We start from the raw sequence: 17,542 nt of genomic DNA on the forward strand, positions 1-17,542 counted from the left end.
GCGCCTCAGCCTTTCTCCGCGCCCGACGTCAGGCCCGTGACCAGGAGCCGCTGCGCCAGGAAGAATCCCGCGACCACCGGGACGGTGATCGCGATCGAGCCGGCCATGAGCACCGTGGTCGGGACCGAGAACTCGGTGAGCTGCGCGATGCCGAGCGAGACCGTCCAGCGGTCGCGGTCGGCGACGAGGAACAGCAGCGCGAACAGGTACTCGTTCCAGGCGATCATGAACACGTACAGGGCGGTCGCGGCCACGCCGGGGAGGGCGAGGGGGAGCACGACGCGGCGGATGAGCCCGAGGCGCCCGCACCCGTCGATCATCGCCGCCTCCTCCACTGAGGATGGTACGGCGACGAGGTAGGTGCGCAGCATGTACAGCGCGACCGGGACGGTCTGCGCGACGTAGACGAAGACGAGGCCCACCAGGCTCCCGGTGAGGCCGACGCGGCTGAGCAGCACGAACAGCGGCACGGCGAGCACGATGCCGGGGAGGAGGTAGACGCCGAGGAAGACGACGTTCACGGTGCCGCGGCCGAGGAAGCGCAGGCGCACCGCGGCGTAGGCGCCGAGGACGCTGAGCACGATCGCGAGGGCGGCGGTGGCGAGCGCGACCTGGAGGGAGTTCCCCATGTTGCCGCCGAGGCCGTACTCGGCCATGGCGGTGGGGTACGCGTCGAAGGTGATCTCGTCGGGCGAGGGGAGGAGGCGCAGCGGTTCTGAGACCACGGACTGGAAGGGGCGCAACGAGAGGAGGACGCCGTAGAGGAGCGGTCCGGCGGTGGCGACGACGGCGCCGGCGATGACGACCAGGCGGAGGACCCCGAGGACGCGGTCCTCGCCGCTGCGGCGGGTCCGGCGGCGGGCCTGCGGGCGGGCGCTCATGACGGCACCTGCTCGGCGGTGCGGCGGGCACGCCGGCGGTCGATCGGGGCGTCGGGGAAGGGCCCCCGGTTTCCACGATGCCAGGGGGGTGCGACATTTTCGGTCGGAGGGTGGTGCGGGCCACGCCGGGGGCGGGCTGGAGGGCGGGCCGGGGGGCGGGCCGGGGGGCGGGTTCCGGATCGAGGGCAGCGCGAAGCGGATCCCAGAACGCTGGGCCCCCGGTCAAAACCCTGACACGGGGGTACGACATTTTCGGGACGGACTCGATTGCGAGTAGTGCTCATGCCTGCTCCCGCTTGATCATCCGGGCGTAGACGGCCACCACGACCAGCAGCATCGCGGTCATGAGCAGGCCGGTCGCGCTGGCGGTGCCGATGTTCGCCCGCACCACCAGTTCGGAGTAGACGCGCACCGCCAGGACCTCGGTGCCGCCCGCGCCCCCGGTGAGCAGGTAGATGTCGTTGAAGTTCTGGAAGGACCACAGGAACCGCAGCACCGCCAGCAGCGCCATCACCCCGGCCAGCTGCGGCAGCAGCAGGTGCCGGAACACCCGCGTCTTCCCGGCGCCGTCGATCTGGGCCGCCTCCTCGATGTCGCCCGGCACCACCTGGAGCCTGGCCGTGATGAACAGGAACGCCAGCGGGAACGTCTTCCACACCTCGAACGCGATCACGCACAGCAGCGCCACCGGCACCTCGAGCGGCCCGAACTCCCGGCTCGTGGTGGTCAGGAACGCGATCGGCTCCGCCCACCCCAGCCACTCGACCCCGACCGCGTTCACCAGGCCGTACCCGGGGTTCAGGAGGGTCTTCCAGATCGTGGTCGCGGCGACGACGGGGAGCACGTACGGCACCAGCACCAGCGCGCGGACCAGGCCCCGGCCGCGGAACGGCCGCCGCAGCGCGAGCGCCACCGCGAGCCCGACCAGCACCGCCCCGGCCGACGACGCGCCCGCGTAGACGACGGTGGTCCCCGCCGCCGACCAGAACCGGGGCGAGCCCCACACGGTCGCGAGGTTCTGCCCGGTGAACTCGAGCTCGTCGAGGTAGAGGCGGGGGATGTCGACCAGGCGGACGTCGAGGAACGCGAAGAGGACGACCGCGAGGAACGGCAGCACCGCGAACCCCAGCACCACGAGCACCGTGGGCGCCACCAGGAGCCGGCCCTGGAGGTCCTCCCGGCGCGACAGCGTGAGCGGCCTGCGCCGCCGCGGGCGGGGCGCGCCGGCGGGGGCGTCGCGGGGATCGGGGCCGGGCGGTCTCATCCGCCCAGGTCCTGCTGCGCCGACTCGACCGCCGCCGCCATCGCGGCGGCCACCTCGGACGGCGGCGCGCCCTCGAACAGCGCCTCCGCCTCGGTCGCCAGCAGCGTCTGCGAGAACACGATCCCGGCCAGCTCGGCGTCGTCCGTGCCCCAGCCCCAGCGCGTGAACTCCTCCGCCCCGGCCGCCAGCCGGTCCACCAGCTCGGGCCCGTAGACCTCCGCGATGGACCGGTCCTGGGACTCGTCGTTGCCGAACCGCAGCTCGGACCAGTCGTCCAGGTACTCGGTCGACCCCGCCTCGGGCCCCGGCCGCACCGGGATGCGCCCCTCCGTCGCCGAGGCCAGATTGTCCACATAGCCCTCTGAGAGCATGAACGTCACGAACGCCTCGGCGTCCTCGGTGTTCGCGCCCACCGGGATCCCGTAGTTCGTGGTCTGCCCGTACTCGACGGGCGCCTCGCTCCCGGTGCCGGTGAACGTGGTCAGGTACGCCGTGTTCTCGGCCAGGAAGCGCGGATCCTCGGCGCACTCGGGGCAGGTCACCGGGTTGTCGACGTCGAGCCCGGCCACCTCGTCCACGATGTGCGAGGAGAACAGCACCATCGCCGCCGCGCCTGAGAGGTACGCGGCGCGGGCCGCCTCGACGTCCATCTGCGCGGGCCCGGCCGCGGCCGCGAGCCGCTGGTAGTGGGCGAGCCCGTCGACGCACTCGGGCGAGTCGAGGGCCACCTCCCCGTCTACGGCGAGCTCGCACCCGAACGGCAGGAGCATCGACTCGATGCCCTCCTGCGTGTACACGTCGCCGGGGGTCGTGCCGATCGCCATGCCCGCCAAGCCGTCCGCTTCGAGCGCCTCGGCGGCGGCCGCGAGGTCGGCCACCGACTCGGGCGCCTCGACGCCGGCGTCCGCGAACAGGTCGGTGCGGTAGGCGACGGTGTGTCCCCAGCCGTCGGAGGGGACGGCGTGCAGCGCGCCGTCCACGGTCACCATGTCGAGCGCGCCCCGGCTGAACGTGTCCGCCCCGAGCTCGTCCACGATCGCCTGCGGCGCTTCGTCGTCGAGCAGCCCCTGCGAGGCCCACGCGGCCGTGGAGGAGGGGTTGTGCGCGATGACGTCGGGGACCTCGCCGGAGGCGGCGGCGGTGACGAGGGTCTGCCCGGCCTGCTCGGGTTCGAGCGGGACCATCTCGACCTCGATGCCGGTGGCCTCGGTGAACGCGTCGATCACCGGCTGCTGCAAGGCGATGCGCTCGGGAGTGGTGTAGGGGGTCCAGAAGACGATCGAGCCGTCGCCCTCCTCGGACTCGTCCGGGCTACAGGCGGATGCGGTGATCAGCAGCATCGCGGCCGCTGCGCAGGTCGTCATTGTCCTCATAGCCGCTCCTAAGGGGCGAATCGGCGCGAACAGCGTCCAACCCGCACTATAGCGGCCTTGTGTGGTCGAACGGTACCCCTGCGTCGCGGCGAACCGGCGGCCCGCACCGCAGGCCCGGGGAGCGGGCCGCCCGCGGTCAGCCGGTGCGGGCCGGAACCGGCCCGGTCAGACCCACCTGAAGCTCAGGAAGAGGACCGCGGTGTCGGAGGAGAGGACCAGCGCGCCGACCGCGATCGCGACCGCGGCGAAGCAGGCCGCGGTGGCCTTCCTGCCGAACCGCCATGCCAGCCAGGCGATCACGACGGGCCCGGCCATGAAGGCGGCCACGCCCGCCAGGGCGAGCAGCGAGACGGCCCGGCCCTGCGCGACGGTGATGTGGTGGTCGTAGGAGGAGAAGAGCCGCATGCTCGTGAACCAGCAGGCCGCCGAGACCGCGAGCCAGACGATGAGGCCCAGCGGGACCAGCTCGGCCCGCCACGGGCTCACGCGGTCCGCGTCCTGAGAGGGGTGGCTCATGCGCCGGATGCTACTCGAGCCCGTCGGCGGCGGACGGGACCGGCCCGCTCGCCTCGGGGACGGCCGCCCGCCGGTCCGCCGCGAGCCGACGGGCCATGCGAGGGCCCCGGGGCACGGGTTCGCGGTGGGGCCGCTCCGAGCGAGGGCGGCCGGGAGGCGGACGCGCACCCGGGCGGGCCCGCGCGGAGCGCCCGCCGCCCCGCCCCGCGGTTTCGGCCGGGTCGCGGCCGGGCCCGATTGCTAAGGTCGCGCGCATGGACCTCGCCCGCTCGATCCTCCTGTTCGCCCTCGCCGCGCTCGCCGAGATCGGCGGCGCCTGGCTCGTCTGGCAGGGCGTCCGCGAGCACCGGGGGGTGCTGTGGATCGCCGCCGGGATCATGGCCCTGGGCGCCTACGGCTTCGTCGCCACCCTCCAACCGGACGCGGACTTCGGGCGCATCCTCGCCGCGTACGGCGGCGTCTTCGTCGCCGGGTCCCTCGCCTGGGGCATGGTCGTGGACGGCTTCCGCCCCGACCGCTGGGACGTCGCCGGCGCCGCGATCTGCCTCGTCGGCGTCGCCGTGATCATGTACGCCCCGCGCGACTGAGGGCCGCGCCGGGGCCCGCCCGCGAACGAACCGGGCCCGCCGGGGCGCCCATGCGGGCGCCCCGGCGGTCGGGCGCCCTAGCGGTCGTCGCCGCTGCCGCCGAGCACCCCTCGCCGCTGCCGGTCGGCGAGCTTCGCGATGTTGTGCTTGGCGACGTCGTCGAGCGACAGGTCGAAGTGGTCCGCGATGACGGCGAGGTACCAGAGCGTGTCGCCGAGCTCCTTCTCGACGTCCTCGGTGTCCCACCGGGAGAAGTCGCTGTCCTGGTCGCGGACGATCTTCTTCGCCTTCTCGGCGATCTCGCCGGTCTCGCCCACGAGGCCGAGCAGGAGGTGGAACAGCTCGTTGCGCTTGTCCCGCGGGGCGGCGGTGCGCAGCGCCGCCTGCTGGTACTCGTCCATGTTCATGGCCCCGATCATATGGGCCGCCGCGGCGCGGGCCTCCGAGCGGACGCGGACGGCGCGGCGGCCGCGCCCGCACCGGGCCCGGGCCGGAGTACCGGGCGCCTGCGGGGCCGGGCCGCGAGCCGTCCCGGCGCAGGCCCGGTCAATCGCCCCGCCCCGGCCGCCACCGCGACGCCTCCGCGACCATCGCGGCGGCCGCCCACCACCACATGAGGGCGCCCACGACCAGGACCAGCCCGCCGCACACCAGGACCAGTTCCGGCGTGACCAGGTTGAGGCTCATCGCGGTCATCGGCCGCGTCACCCACACGCCCACCGCGAAACCGCCTACGGCCGCGACGAGCAGCGGCGTCCAGACCGCGAGCCCGGCCATGCCCCGGAACACGGCGAACCCGCCCGTCACGGCCGCCAGCGGCGACAGCGCCCGGCTGTGCCGGATGAACTCGCCGGCCCCTCCCACCGCGGCGACGCCCGCCAGCAGCACCAGCCCGGCCGCCCCGAACAGCCCGGCCCAGCGGGACTGGTCGCGCAGCGGCACGCCCGCCGACAGCGAGCGGCCGCCCGGCGCCGAGACGATGACGCCCATCGTGAACGCCTTCCCGGCGGACTTGACCTCGGCGACCGGCACGTCTCCGCCGCCGGGGTCGAAGACCAGCAGCATCGTCTCCTGGTCGGCCGCCGCGAACACGGCCGAGGGGGAGGCGTTCGCCACCGTCACCGTCGCGTCGCCGTACCAGGACTCGTCCAGCCAGTGCGCGAGCCGATCGTCGGCGACGGCCCCCGACAGCTCGGTCGCCGCTCCCGGCGCGGGGCACGGCAGGCCGAGGGCTTCGAGGTCGCGGCACTCCCCCGCGATCTCGACCGAGGCGGCCTCGGGGCCGATGGGAGCCTCCACGGACACGACGTCGACCTTGCCGCTCAAGGCGTCGAGGAAGTCCGCCGTCTGCGCTTCGGTCGCGGTGCCGTTCGCGCCGACCTGGGCCACCCGGTACCCGTACCGGTCCAGGTACCGCTCCGCCTCCACCGCCTGCTGGGAGAAGGCCCCCTGGTAGGCGAGGGTGAGGCAGAGGAGGACCGCACCCGTGGCCACGCCGGTGATCTGCCTGGCGACCGCGCGCGGATGTGCGGCGATGCGGCGCCCGACGACCAGCAGGGCGGGCCTGCCCCGGCGGCGGCCGAAGCGCTCGATTCGCCGCGCGCACCAGGCCGTGGCGACCGCGACGGCCGCGGGGAGCGTCACGACCACGCCGACCACGCCGACCAGGTTCGACAGCGGATACCCGGGCGTGTGCGCGAAGAACCGCGGCACGACCGCCCCGACGAAGAGGAACACCGGGCACAGCGCCGCCCACGCCAGGAGCACGCGCGGACGCCATGCCGGTCGCGGCCGTGTCGAGCGCCGCCCGGTCGCCCGCGCGCCCAGCAGCGCGGAGGCCAGCAGGACCGCCGCTCCGGCCGCCGCGGGGCAGGCCGCGAGCAGCCACCATCCACTGAGGAGGTCGCCGTGCGCGATGACGAAGCCGGTGTAGGGCACGTGGAACTCGGTGAGGCTCGCGGCCCCGATCGCGACGGCGGCCAGGGCGGCCCCGGTCGCGGCGGGGAGCGCCGACTCGCCGAGCGAGATCAGGAACCGGCTGCGCCGACCGCCGCCGAGCACGGTGACCAGGTGCTCCCGGCGGTCGCGCAGCTCGGCGCCGGTGCGCACGGCGACGACGGTCAGCAGGACCGCGGGGAGCAGGAGCATGGCGAGCGCGATCGCGACCAGCCCGCCGACGGAGAAGTCGTGTTCGACGGCGAGCCAGTGCACGCCCCGCGCGTGGGCGGGGTCGCCGCCGGTCGCGAAGCCGGTCACGTGCATGGCGCTCGCGCGCTCGGCGTCCAGCGCCGTGTCCGACCGGACGTACGCCAACTGCTCGCCCGGGTCGGCCAGCGAGTCGGGGTCGATCAGGCCCGCGAACTCGCCGTACCGCTCGGCGATCCCCTCGTCCGCGCCCTTCTCGGCCAGCCGGGGCGAGAGGTAGACCTGCCCGGGCTCGGGCCACCGGTCGAGGCCCGGCGGCAGCGGCGCGCCGGGTCCGAGGGGCTCGAGGTAGAACACCTGGAACTGGCGGCCGTCCCGCAGGTCGTCGAACGCGGGGCTCATGAGCAGCGTGTCCGATCGGGGGGCTTCGGTGTCCGCGAGGACGGGGACGCCCGCGCCCGCGCGGTCGAGCCTCGCGCTCTGGGCGAGGCCGATCGCCGCCACGGCCGCCAGCGCGAGCGACAGCGCCGCCGCGGCGGCGGCGAGCGACGCGAACCGTATCCGCCCGGCCTCGGCGCGGCGCCCGGCGGTGAAGCCGACGGCCAGCAGCCGCCGGGCGAGCCCGGGCGCGCTCACCGGCCGGTCCCGCCGCGGGCCGCGGGCCGGAGCGAACCGCCGGTGATGGCGAGGACGCGGTCGGCGCGGTAGGCGACGGACCGGTCGTGGGTGACGACCAGCAGCGCGCAGTCGCGTTCGGCGGGAAGGGCGAACAGGAGCTCGGCGACCTTGTCGCGGTTCTCCTCGTCCAGGGCGCCGGTGGGCTCGTCGGCCAGCAGCAGGCGGGGCTCGTTGACGAGGGCCCTGGCCACGGCGACGCGCTGCCGCTCCCCGCCGGACAGCGTCTCGACGGTGGCGGCCTCGGGGACGCCGAGGCGCCGCAGGAGGCCGGCGGCGCGGTCGTGGACGCCGGTCGTGTCGGCGCCCGCCAGCATCGCGGCCAGGGCCACGTTGTCCCGCGGGCTCAGTTCCGGGAGCAGCTCGCCGAACTGGAAGACCATGCCGACGGCGCGGGCCCGCAGCCGGGCGCGGGCACCCGCCCCCAGCCCGCCGAGGTCCTCGCCGTCCACCGACACGGTGCCCGAGTCCGCTTGGAGCAGGCCGAGGATCATCGAGAGCAGTGTGGACTTGCCGGAGCCGCTGGAGCCCAGGATCGACACCGACTCGCCCGCGGCGAGCGCGAGGTCGAGCCCGTCGAAGAGCACGCGGTCGCCGATCGCGTACGACAGGCCGCTGATCGCGAGGGCGGGGGGCGGAGGTTCGGGCATGGGGGTCTCTTCCCGTCGGGGCCGCCGTCCGGTTCGGACGGCGCCGGTCTCAGTGTGCCATCGGCTCGGCGCGCCCGCGGGCCCGCGGAGGCCCCGGTCCCCGGTGCCGCAGCGGCGCAACGCGACGGGCTTCAGCCGAGCCAGTCGCCGATGCCGTCCCAGGCCCTGTCCACGCGGCGCTCGATGCTGCGGTCCGCGTACTCCTCGTACGCGCCCCTGCCCGTCGCGATCGCCTCGGCGCGGCCGAGCACCGCCTGCATCAGGGGCACGCCGCCCCGCCGGTCGAGCTCCCCGCCGATCTCGCGGACGGCCGCCTCGCCCGCCCCGAGCGCGTCGGGGCCGAGGTCGGCCAGCCGCCGCGCCACGGCCTCGAGGTCCGGCGGCAGCGGCGGGTTCCGCGCCTGGACCGCGCCCGCGCGGGCCCGCATCGCCTTGTGGACGAGCTTGAAGTCGCGGCGCCCACGGCGCCGTTCGAACCACTCCCGCATGATCGCCTCCCCATTCGTGGACGCCGTCGGCGTCGGTCCGCACGCGGCACCAGGCGTCGCAGGAGCACCGCTCGTCGCTTCGGGAAGCCGACGGGACGAGAGGGGTGCTCGAATACCTGCCCGAACGCCGTGGTCCGAGTGTCAAGGACGCGGCCCGGGACCGGTCCCGGGCCGGGCGCGGGGCCCCGCGGTCGGTGGCGACGCCTCGTTATCGTGAGATGACCCAGGCCGCTTCGCCCGGCGGCCGCGTCCCCGAGAGAACCGGAACTCTTCCATGACCGCGTCCCCCGAGCCGCCGTCCACGCCCGACGGCGGCCCCGCACCGTCCTCCCGACCCTTCGCCGCGCCCGCCCCGCCTCCCGGCGGCGGCCAGGCCGCGCTCGGCTGGGGCCTGCTCGCGGTGGCCTTCATCGCGCTGCTGTTCGCGTACGTCCTCCCGACCGTCCGCACCGCCGCCGCGAGCACCAGCTCCGCGACCTTCCTGAGCGCGGGCGAGTTCGTCGGCGGCGAGAACTACGCGAACCTGCTCGGCGACAGGGCGTTCACCGAGGGCTTCGCTGCGGCCGCGCTGCTCGCGCTGGGCTGGGCGGTCGGCGGCGGGGCCGTGGCCTTCCTCGTCGCCTGGTGCGTGCACCTCGCCGGGCGCGGCGTCCGCCTGGCCGCGCGGATCACCGCCGTGCTCGCGGCGGTCGCCTTCGCGCCCGCCGCCTGGTCCATCGCGTCGCAGGCGGCGCACATGGAGAGCTGGAGCACCGGGGGCGCCGCGTCGCAGCCGAGCTGGTCGGCGTGGACCGCGATCGCTTCCGGGACCGTGTTCGGCATCGGCCTCCTCGTCGGCCTCGCCGCCTTCCGCGGCGGCGCCGAGACCGGCCGCCGCGCCCGCACCGTGCTCGCCGCCGCCGGGCTGACCGCGCTCGCGCTGCTCGCGGCGGGCCTCCAGTCGTTCGCGTACGGCGTGGCCACGGCCGTCCAGCCCGCGAGCCCGAACACGCACCTCTACCGGATCGCGTTCCTGATGGCCGACTCCGGCACCGCCGCCGCGGCCTCCGTGATGCTGCTGGCCCCCTTGGCGCTCCTGGGCATCGGCGCGGGGCTGGTGGTCGCGCTGGCGCGGGTGCGGATCGACGTCCCCCTGGGCGCGTCCCGGTCCGGGCCGCTCCAGGCCGACCTGCGGTCCGGCTCCCGCGAGCCGCACGGCTTCCGGCCCGGGCCCGGCGTCGGCGCGATCGCGCTGCTCGGGCTGTTCGCCGCCGGGGCGCTCATCAACCTGGAGCCGTGGCTGTCCCGCGTCGCGGACGGCCCGGGGGCGTCCTCCGGCGCCGTCGCGGCCGTGGCGAACACGTGGGGGTCGGCGCTGGTGACCACCGCGGTCGCCCTGGCCTCGGCCTTCGCGGGGGCCTTCGCGATCGGGGTGGTCCGGCCGCTCGGCGACCGGTCGCTGTGGCTGCTGCTGCCGTTCTCGCCGTGGCTGTTCGTCGGCACCGGGCCGCTCGTGCTCGAGCACTACGAGGCGCTGATCGAGGCCGAGGGCCACGGGACCTTCCTGGGCATGGCGCCGCGCGCGTGGATCGCCGTGCCCGCGCTGTTCCTGCTCACCGCGCTGCTGTGGGGCGTGGAGTCGCGGCGGCGCGAGGCGGTCGCCTCCGGCCTGAGCCCCGAGGCGGCCCGCGGGGCCGCGGTGCGGGCCGCGTGGCCGCTCGCCGCGCTGATCGGGCTCGGCGTGCTGATCGCCAACGCGCAGGACACCTACTGGCAGTTGGTGACGGGCACCCCGGACCGCGCGAGCGCCTGGAGCGCGATGGCCGCGCCGCTCACCCAGTACGGCGCCGACGCGCAGGTGGACGTGGGCATCGGGTACCCGCTGTGGCTGCTGGTCCCGTTCGCTGCGGCCGCGGTGTGCGCGGCGGTCTGGTCCCTGCCGAAGGCCGGCATCCGCACCGGGCGTTGAGACCGCGCTGCACCGCCGTCGACGTCGCCGCAGGCCGCACCGGCGCCCCGCGAAGGACCCGGCCGCCGCGACCGCCGACATGAGACGAGGAGGGGCCCGCCGGTAGGCGGGCCCCTCCTCGTTCGCTTGTGCCGCTAGACCATCGGGTGGCGGATGATGTTCTCCTCGCGGCCCGGGCCCACGCCCACGACGCTCACCTGGGCGCCGCACAGCTCCTCGAGCCGCTCGATGTAGCGCTGCGCGTTCAGCGGCAGCTCGTCGAACTTGCGGCAGTGGGAGATGTCCTCGAACCAGCCGTCGTGGTACTCGTAGACCGGCTTGGCGTGGTGCACGTCGGTCTGCGTCATCGGCATCTCCTCGACGCGCTCGCCATCGACCTCGTACGCCACGCAGATCGGGACCCGCTCCAGCTCCGAGAGCACGTCCAGCTTGGTCACGAACAGGTCGGTGATCCCGTTGACCCGCACCGCGTACCGGCCCAGGACCGCGTCGAACCAGCCGCAGCGGCGCCGGCGCCCCGTGGTCACCCCGTACTCCCCGCCCTTCTTCAGCAGGAACTCGCCGAACTCGTCGAACAGCTCGGTCGGGAACGGGCCCGACCCGACGCGCGTCGTGTACGCCTTGATGATGCCGATCGAGGTGGTGATCTTGTTCGGCGCGATGCCGGTGCCGACGCAGGCGCCGCCCGTGGTCGGGTTCGAGGAGGTCACGAACGGGTAGGTGCCGTGGTCCACGTCGAGCATGGTCGCCTGGGCGCCCTCCAGGAGCACGTTCTTGCCCGCGTCGAGCGCCCGGTTGAGGAGCAGGCGCGTGTCGGCGATGTACGGCTTGAGGCGCTCGGCGTAGGCCAGGTACTCCTCGACCACGGCCGCCGGGTCGATCGCCTTGCGGTTGTAGACCTTCACGAGGATCTGGTTCTTCTCGCGGAGGATCTGCTCCAGCTTGATCGAGAGGATCTTCGGGTCGAGCAGGTCCTGCACGCGGATGCCCTGGCGGGCCACCTTGTCGGCGTAGGCCGGGCCGATGCCGCGGCCGGTGGTGCCGATGCGGGCGCCGCCCAGGTAGCGCTCGACCACGCGGTCGAGGGCCCGGTGGTGGGGCATGATGAGGTGCGCGTCGGCCGAGAGCTTGAGGTTCGAGACGTCCACGCCGCCGGCGGTGAGCTCGTCCAGCTCCGAGATGAGGAACTTCGGGTCCACGACCACGCCGTTGGCGATCACCGGGACCACGCCCGGGGTCAGGATGCCCACGGGCACCAGGTGGATGGCGTACTTGGTGCCGTCAGGGGTCACCACCGTGTGGCCCGCGTTGTTGCCGCCCTGGTAGCGGACGACGTAGTCCATCTCGGCGCCGAGCAGGTCGGTGACCTTGCCCTTGCCCTCGTCGCCCCACTGCGTTCCGACGACCGCGATCGCTGGCATCTGCCCATCCTCCCGGGAAGTTGATCACCCGATTACCTGGTAAGCCTACTTGCATTCATTTATCAGGGGTCTCAGCAGGGCTGAGCACCATGAATCGGGTCTCCGTCACACCGTATGGTGGCGGCTGTGAACGTTGTCGTGTTGACACTCGTCGAAGCGGGCTGCGCCAACCCCGGACCGCGCACCCAGACGCTGCACCTGGTGGACGAGCTCAAGTCGCGGGGCGCCGCCGTGCGCACCGTGGAGGCGGCCGCCGCCGACGAGATCGACCCGGTGCTCGACGACCCGGACGAGCGGATCGTGCTCGCCGCGGACACGGACGAGCAGGTCAACGCCGTGGTGGCGCGGTTGCTGCGGCGCACCCTCCCGGCGGCGAGCAAGCGCCCCGACGACCTCCCCGCCGGGCGCACGGTCGCGGACCTGCCCGCGCTCGCGGTGCTGCCGCTGAGCGGGACGCCCGGGATCGTGCGGCGGCTGGGCCTGCCCGAGAAGCCGGCCGAGGTCGCCGAGGCGGTGGCCTCCGGCGCGGTGCGCCGGACCGACCTGATGCGCCACGACGGCGGCGGCGTCGCCGTCGACGGCGTGCGCCTCGGCGGCGGCGACCGGCCCTGGCGCGGGGTGGTGAACCTCGACGACGTGGTGCTGGCGGACGGGAGCGAGCAGATCCTCGCGTGCGTGGTCGCGAACGCGGACGGGTACGCGGCCGCGGACGACATGGTGCTGGCCGAGCCGGACCCCGCGGACGGGAAGATCGACGTCGCGGTGGCGGTGCCGGTGACGGTGGGCCGCCTGCGCAAGCGCCTGCGCATCGAGGTGCGGCGGGCGCGGGGCCGGGCGGTCGCGGTGCACCCGGACGACTCGGTGACGTTCGTCCAGGACGGCCTGGTGGGGGAGCTGGGCCGCAAGCGCACCTGGTGGGTCGAGCCGGGCGCGGCCGGCTGGTACGCGGCCTGAGCCGAGACCCGCGCCACTTATGCGAACGGTGTGAAGAAGCGGGTCGCGAGGGTCGACGTGGCAAACGCTTTACCGTAGCCTTGGGGCCCCGATCCCCGTTCGAGAAGGAGCTCCCCCATGGCCATCGTCTACGGCGGCGACTACAACCCCGAGCAGTGGCCCCGCGAGACGTGGGCCGAGGACATGCGGCTCATGCGCGAGGCGGGCGTCAACCGCGTCAGCGTCGGCATCTTCTCCTGGGCGAAGCTCGAACCCGAGGAGGGCCGCTACGACTTCGGCTGGTTCGACGAGGTCATGGACCTCCTCGCCGCCAACGGCGTCGAGGCGTGCCTGGCCACCCCCACCGCCTCCCCGCCGCCGTGGTTCGCCGCGACCTACCCCGAGGCCGTCATGGTCGACGCCGGCGGCCGCCAGCTCACCCACGGCTCCCGCCAGGGCTTCGACCCCTCCTCGGACGTGTACCTCGCCAAGGCCCTGAACATCACCGAGCAGATCGCCCGCCGCTACGCCGAGCACCCCGCGCTCGCCCTCTGGCACGTCCACAACGAGTACGGCTGCCACAACGCCCGCTCCCACACCAAGGCCGCGGCCGCGAAGTTCCGCGTGTGGCTGCGCGACCGCTACGGCGACCTCGACGGCCTCAACGCCGCCTGGGGGACCGCGTTCTGGTCCCAGTCCTACTCCGCGTGGGACCAGGTCCAGGCCCCGCTGCCGACGCCGACGATCCCGAACCCGGGCCAGGTGCTCGACTGGAAGCGGTTCTCCTCCTGGCAGCTGAAGCAGAACTACCTCGCCGAGGCCGCCGTCATCGGGAAGTACTCCGACAAGCCGATGACCACCAACTTCATGACCGGCTCGCACCCCGACATCGACCTGTGGGAGTTCAGCGACGTGGTCGACGTCGTCGCCACCGACCACTACCTGGTCGGCGAGGACCCGCACGTCAACCTCGGCTTCGCCGCCGACTACGCCCGCTCGCTCGGCGCCGGGAGGCCGTGGATCCTCATGGAGCACTCCACCTCCGCCGTCAACTGGCAGGGCCGCAACCGCGCCAAGGCCCCGCGCGAGATGATCCGCAACTCGTTCCAGCACTTCGCGCGCGGCGCCGACGCGATCATGTACTTCCAGTGGCGCGCCTCCCGCCAGGGCGCCGAGAAGTGGCACTCGGGGATGGTGCCGCACGCGGGCACCGACTCCAAGATCTGGCGGGAGGTCTGCGAGCTCGGCGCCCGCCTCAAGGAGCTCGCCGAGGTCGAGGGCTCGCGCGTCCACGCCGACACCGCGATCCTGTGGGACTTCCCGAACCGCTGGGCCCAGGAGCACGAGGCGCGCCCCACCACCGACCTGGAGGCGCAGGCGGTCTTCGACGAGTACTACGCGGCGCTGTGGCGCGCCGGGATCACCGCCGACGTGGCCGAGCCCGAAGGGGACCTCTCGGGGTACCGGCTCGTGGTCGTGCCCGCGGTCTACCTGCTGTCGCGCAAGGGTGCGGCGAACCTGCGGCAGTTCGTGCACGGCGGCGGCACGGTGCTCGTGACCCCGTACTCAGGTGTAGCCGACGAGACCGACACGGTCTACCTCGGCGGCTACCCGGGCGCGATCCGCGACGTCCTCGGAGTGCGGACCGAGGAGTTCCACCCCCTCCTCGACGACACGGTGGCGCTGGCCTCGGGCGGGACCGGCCGGATCTGGAGCGAGGCCGCCGAGTCCACCGGCGCCGAGGTGCGCGACACGTACGTCCTCCCGTCGACCGCCGCCCGGACCGGAGCGGACGCCCCGGCGGGGACGGCGACCCCGGCCTGGCTGGTCAACCGCTTCGGCGAGGGCACCGCGCACTACCTGACGACGTTCCCCGACGACGCCACGCTCGACCGGATCGTCGCCGCCGCGGCCGAGGACGCCGGGGTCGCCCCGGCGGCCGAGGCGCCGGTCGGCGTCGAGGTCGTGCGCCGCGCGCACGAGGACGGCCGCAGCTGGCTGTTCTGCATCAACCACACCGGCGCCGACGCGAAGGTCAAGACCGCCGACGCCGTGGTCGACGTCCCCGCCGGAGAGGTCGTGGTCCACCGCGAGCACTAGCCCGCGGCGACGCCGAAACCGTCGCACCCCGCGCGCGGCGTCGCAGACGGGGGTCCCCCGATATCCGATTCGCCGGGACCCTCCGTTCATCTTTCGGCCCGGGGCGCCGTGTCGGACCCCGGCCGTAATGTTGTGAACGGGGGGTCCCCGGGTGTCCGATTCGCCGGGAACCTCCGTTCACATTTTCACACCGCGAACCTTGAAGCGGCCGAAGGGAAAACCCTCCTTCGGCCGCCCCTGCGTCCCATGTCACCGGACGTCTGTGGCCATGCTCGCCACCTGATCGAAATCGGATCGTTATCTAGGTGAGGCATGCTGGTCAGCGCCCACGCGGAAGTCCGGCGCGGGCGCATCGCAGCGGAACGGCGACATGGAGGGGCGGGGCATGGCGGCGGAGTACTCGAGTTTCGTGGCCATCGGCGACAGTTTCACCGAAGGGGTCGGCGACCCGGACCCCGACAGCGACCGCGACCGCGGCTGGGCCGACCTGTTCGCCCACCGCGCCGCCGAGCAGTGGCCCGGCTTCGCCTACGCCAACCTCGCCATCCGCGGGCGCCTGTTCGACCGCGTCGTCGACGAGCAGGTCGTCCCCGCCATCCGGCAGCGCCCCGACCTCGTCTCCTTCGCGGCGGGCGTCAACGACGCCCTGCGCCCCAGCTACAACCACGTGCAGCTCGCCACCCGCGCCCACGAGGTGGTGCGCCTCCTCAAGGCCTCCGGCGCCGAGGTCCTCCTCTTCACCTGCTGCGACATCTCGCCGCACATCCCGGGCATGGCGATGATCCGCAAGCGGTTCATCGCCAGCAACGAGGACTACCGGCGCATCGCCAAGCGGCACGACGCGATCCTGGTCGACCTGTGGGCCGACCGGGCCTTCGAGGACCCGCGGCTGTGGGCCGAGGACCGGCTGCACCTCAACACCCTCGGGCACCAGCGCGTCGCCTACGACGTGTGCAAGGCGCTCGACGTCGAACCCGACCCCGCCTGGCTCGACCCGCTCCCCGACCTGCCGCGCCCGCGCCGCGAGATGAACGGCGTCAAGTGGGCCGGGAAGCACCTCGCGCCGTGGGTCAAGCGCCGCCTCACCGGCAAGTCCAGCGGCGACGCCCTCAACCCCAAGCGCCCTGAGCTCACCAAGGTGAAGTGATGCGCCGCCCGAACCCTACCGAGGAGCGCTGTTGATGCTCGTGTTCAAACTCCTGGCCGTCCTGGTCATCATCCTGACCTGCGCCTTCTTCTTCGGCATCCTCTTCCGCAAGGGCCGCGGCCGCTAGCGGGCCGTCAACTCCGACCCGTCGCGCCGCGCCCCCGGGCCGCGGCGCCCTGCGCGCATTCCTCAGTGGGAAGTCGTCCCAGGTGTTCCGGATCCTCCGGAAACGAAACGCCGGGGCGGGGTTTGATCTGTCGCAGGGACAGGGCATCATGGAGAACTGTGGGACTTCTCCAGCGTCTGTTGGGGCGCCGGGACACACCTGATTCAGTGCCAGATCCCGCCGCCCAACCCCAACCTGCCACCGAGCCCGACACGCCAGCCGACAGCGGCGCCTCCTCGGGCGCCCTCGACGATGCCGCCCCCGAGACCAGCCCGGCACCCTCACCGGAGGCTGAGGAGGAGGACAGCATCGCTACCCGAGTGACCGGCCTGCGACTCGTGCCCGAGCTCGAACCCGAGCCCGAGCCCGACGGCGACGACCCCGTCGACGCCGCGGCGCCCGAGCCCGCCCCGCCGGACGAGATCTTCGTGCCCGAGCGCCCCCGCCGCGAGCTGCTCAGCCTCGACAAGCCCGAGCCGCCCCGCCCGGCCGGCACCGGCCGCGACGAGATGATGCCCCGCATCGACGGCGAGGAGCTCGACATCGCCGGCTCGCCCCGCGCCGACCTGCGCGCCGCCGGGCTCGCCGTCCCCAAGATGCACCGGCTCGTGCGCCGCGGCGACACCGCCATGTGGGCCTTCGGCGTCCGCGCCTCCGAGGCCCTGCGCTGGTGGCTCGACATCCGCCAGTCCGCCGAGTCCACCGGTTGGATGCCCGTCCTCCTCGGCGCGCCCGAGGAGTGGCGCGACAACGGCGAGGCGATCATCCACGAGGGCGACGACGAGCTCGCCCGCGCCGACGAGATCGACGCCGCCGCGCTCCTGCACGACAAGGCCGCCGAAGCGGGCGAGCCCGCCCGCGGCGTCCCGATCCTGCCCCGCCGCGGCGACTCCGACTTCGCCACGCCCCAGCGCGAGGGCCTGCTCGGGCTCGTCGCGGTCGACGCGGGCTGGAAGATCCCGGCCATGTTCCCCTGGAAGGGCTCCACCAACTGGGAGCTGTACGGCGCCGAGCACGCCGCCGTCCTGCACAGCTGGAACCGCCGCTTCGAGGCCGAGCTGGTCGCCATGACCTACGACGTCATCGAGCTGTACGTCCCCCGCCCGCCCACGCCGGAGGAGGCCATCGCGGTCGCCTCCGAGGCGTACGCGTACTGCCCGGACCTGCTCGACTCGGGCGTGCCGACCTTGGAGGACCTGGCCGAGCACATGATCCGGTCCAAGGCCTGGTACTTCCGCTGGACGTAGG

General features: G+C 73.9%; 15 protein-coding genes. 6 read left to right on the top strand and 9 right to left on the bottom strand.

Going from position 1 to position 17,542, the window contains the following annotated elements:
* Positions 1-5: 5 nt before the first annotated feature.
* From LO763_RS07850 to LO763_RS07865, 4 genes are all read right to left on the bottom strand, one after another.
* Entirely contained in the window at positions 6-881 is an 876-nt protein-coding gene (locus tag LO763_RS07850; RefSeq protein WP_230601417.1) for a carbohydrate ABC transporter permease, read from the bottom strand.
* A gap of 280 nt (positions 882-1,161) precedes the next feature.
* Complete coding sequence (locus tag LO763_RS07855) at positions 1,162-2,145, bottom strand: carbohydrate ABC transporter permease (protein ID WP_230601418.1); 984 nt, start codon at positions 2,143-2,145, stop codon at positions 1,162-1,164.
* Complete coding sequence (locus LO763_RS07860) at positions 2,142-3,518, bottom strand: ABC transporter substrate-binding protein (RefSeq protein WP_230601419.1); 1,377 nt, start codon at positions 3,516-3,518, stop codon at positions 2,142-2,144. Before LO763_RS07860 ends, LO763_RS07855 begins: the two co-directional genes overlap by 4 nt.
* 165 nt (positions 3,519-3,683) lie before the next feature.
* Positions 3,684-4,034 carry a hypothetical protein gene (locus LO763_RS07865; RefSeq protein ID WP_230601420.1) on the bottom strand — a complete coding sequence of 117 codons (351 nt, stop codon included), beginning with the start codon at positions 4,032-4,034 and terminating at the stop codon, positions 3,684-3,686.
* 254 nt (positions 4,035-4,288) lie between these two features.
* On the opposite strand from LO763_RS07865, the gene LO763_RS07870 reads away from it, so the two are divergent.
* Positions 4,289-4,621 (top strand): YnfA family protein, encoded by a 333-nt coding sequence (locus LO763_RS07870; protein WP_230601421.1) that lies wholly within the window; start codon positions 4,289-4,291, stop codon positions 4,619-4,621.
* 77 nt (positions 4,622-4,698) lie between these two features.
* On the opposite strand, the gene LO763_RS07875 is transcribed toward LO763_RS07870, so the two are convergent.
* From LO763_RS07875 to LO763_RS07890, 4 genes are all read right to left on the bottom strand, one after another.
* A complete protein-coding gene (locus tag LO763_RS07875) occupies positions 4,699-5,028 on the bottom strand; it encodes a nucleoside triphosphate pyrophosphohydrolase family protein (protein WP_230601422.1) in 330 nt (109 codons plus the stop codon).
* Positions 5,029-5,167: 139 nt separating this feature from the next.
* A complete protein-coding gene (locus LO763_RS07880) occupies positions 5,168-7,402 on the bottom strand; it encodes a hypothetical protein (protein ID WP_230601423.1) in 2,235 nt (744 codons plus the stop codon).
* Positions 7,399-8,091 carry an ABC transporter ATP-binding protein gene (locus tag LO763_RS07885; RefSeq protein ID WP_230601424.1) on the bottom strand — a complete coding sequence of 231 codons (693 nt, stop codon included), beginning with the start codon at positions 8,089-8,091 and terminating at the stop codon, positions 7,399-7,401. The genes LO763_RS07880 and LO763_RS07885 overlap by 4 nt, the downstream gene beginning before the upstream one ends.
* A gap of 131 nt (positions 8,092-8,222) precedes the next feature.
* Positions 8,223-8,579 (bottom strand): hypothetical protein, encoded by a 357-nt coding sequence (locus LO763_RS07890; protein ID WP_230601425.1) that lies wholly within the window; start codon positions 8,577-8,579, stop codon positions 8,223-8,225.
* Positions 8,580-8,853: 274 nt separating this feature from the next.
* On the opposite strand from LO763_RS07890, the gene LO763_RS07895 reads away from it, so the two are divergent.
* A complete protein-coding gene (locus tag LO763_RS07895; RefSeq protein WP_230601426.1) occupies positions 8,854-10,527 on the top strand; it encodes a hypothetical protein in 1,674 nt (557 codons plus the stop codon).
* A gap of 134 nt (positions 10,528-10,661) precedes the next feature.
* On the opposite strand, the gene LO763_RS07900 is transcribed toward LO763_RS07895, so the two are convergent.
* On the bottom strand, positions 10,662-11,948 hold the full coding sequence (locus LO763_RS07900) for an adenylosuccinate synthase (RefSeq protein WP_230601427.1): 1,287 nt from the start codon (positions 11,946-11,948) through the stop codon (positions 10,662-10,664).
* 126 nt (positions 11,949-12,074) lie between these two features.
* Between LO763_RS07900 and LO763_RS07905 the strand changes: the two genes are divergently transcribed.
* The 4 genes from LO763_RS07905 to LO763_RS29660 all read left to right on the top strand — a co-directional run bounded on the left by LO763_RS07905 (position 12,075) and on the right by LO763_RS29660 (position 17,541).
* Complete coding sequence (locus tag LO763_RS07905; protein WP_230601428.1) at positions 12,075-12,902, top strand: diacylglycerol kinase family protein; 828 nt, start codon at positions 12,075-12,077, stop codon at positions 12,900-12,902.
* Positions 12,903-13,019: 117 nt separating this feature from the next.
* Complete coding sequence (locus tag LO763_RS07910) at positions 13,020-14,981, top strand: beta-galactosidase (protein ID WP_230601429.1); 1,962 nt, start codon at positions 13,020-13,022, stop codon at positions 14,979-14,981.
* A gap of 385 nt (positions 14,982-15,366) precedes the next feature.
* Entirely contained in the window at positions 15,367-16,128 is a 762-nt protein-coding gene (locus LO763_RS07915) for an SGNH/GDSL hydrolase family protein (protein ID WP_230601430.1), read from the top strand.
* A 333-nt stretch (positions 16,129-16,461) separates the two neighbouring features.
* The gene (locus tag LO763_RS29660) at positions 16,462-17,541 is read left to right on the top strand and encodes a DUF4253 domain-containing protein (RefSeq protein WP_230601431.1); all 1,080 of its coding nucleotides are present in this window, start codon (positions 16,462-16,464) and stop codon (positions 17,539-17,541) included.
* Position 17,542 lies beyond the last annotated feature (1 nt).

It is taken from the genome of Glycomyces amatae, from assembly GCF_020991375.1.
GTDB classification, from domain to species: domain Bacteria; phylum Actinomycetota; class Actinomycetes; order Mycobacteriales; family Micromonosporaceae; genus Glycomyces; species Glycomyces amatae.

Coding starts and splice junctions, on each gene's coding strand:
- LO763_RS07900 (WP_230601427.1), bottom strand. CDS start 11,948: ATGCCAGCGATCGCGGTCGTCGGAACGCAGTGGGGCGACGAGGGCAAG.
- LO763_RS07915 (WP_230601430.1), top strand. CDS start 15,367: ATGGCGGCGGAGTACTCGAGTTTCGTGGCCATCGGCGACAGTTTCACC.
- LO763_RS07875 (WP_230601422.1), bottom strand. CDS start 5,028: ATGAACATGGACGAGTACCAGCAGGCGGCGCTGCGCACCGCCGCCCCG.
- LO763_RS07870 (WP_230601421.1), top strand. CDS start 4,289: ATGGACCTCGCCCGCTCGATCCTCCTGTTCGCCCTCGCCGCGCTCGCC.
- LO763_RS07895 (WP_230601426.1), top strand. CDS start 8,854: ATGACCGCGTCCCCCGAGCCGCCGTCCACGCCCGACGGCGGCCCCGCA.
- LO763_RS07890 (WP_230601425.1), bottom strand. CDS start 8,579: ATGCGGGAGTGGTTCGAACGGCGCCGTGGGCGCCGCGACTTCAAGCTC.
- LO763_RS07860 (WP_230601419.1), bottom strand. CDS start 3,518: ATGAGGACAATGACGACCTGCGCAGCGGCCGCGATGCTGCTGATCACC.
- LO763_RS07865 (WP_230601420.1), bottom strand. CDS start 4,034: ATGAGCCACCCCTCTCAGGACGCGGACCGCGTGAGCCCGTGGCGGGCC.
- LO763_RS07850 (WP_230601417.1), bottom strand. CDS start 881: ATGAGCGCCCGCCCGCAGGCCCGCCGCCGGACCCGCCGCAGCGGCGAG.
- LO763_RS07885 (WP_230601424.1), bottom strand. CDS start 8,091: ATGCCCGAACCTCCGCCCCCCGCCCTCGCGATCAGCGGCCTGTCGTAC.
- LO763_RS07855 (WP_230601418.1), bottom strand. CDS start 2,145: ATGAGACCGCCCGGCCCCGATCCCCGCGACGCCCCCGCCGGCGCGCCC.
- LO763_RS07910 (WP_230601429.1), top strand. CDS start 13,020: ATGGCCATCGTCTACGGCGGCGACTACAACCCCGAGCAGTGGCCCCGC.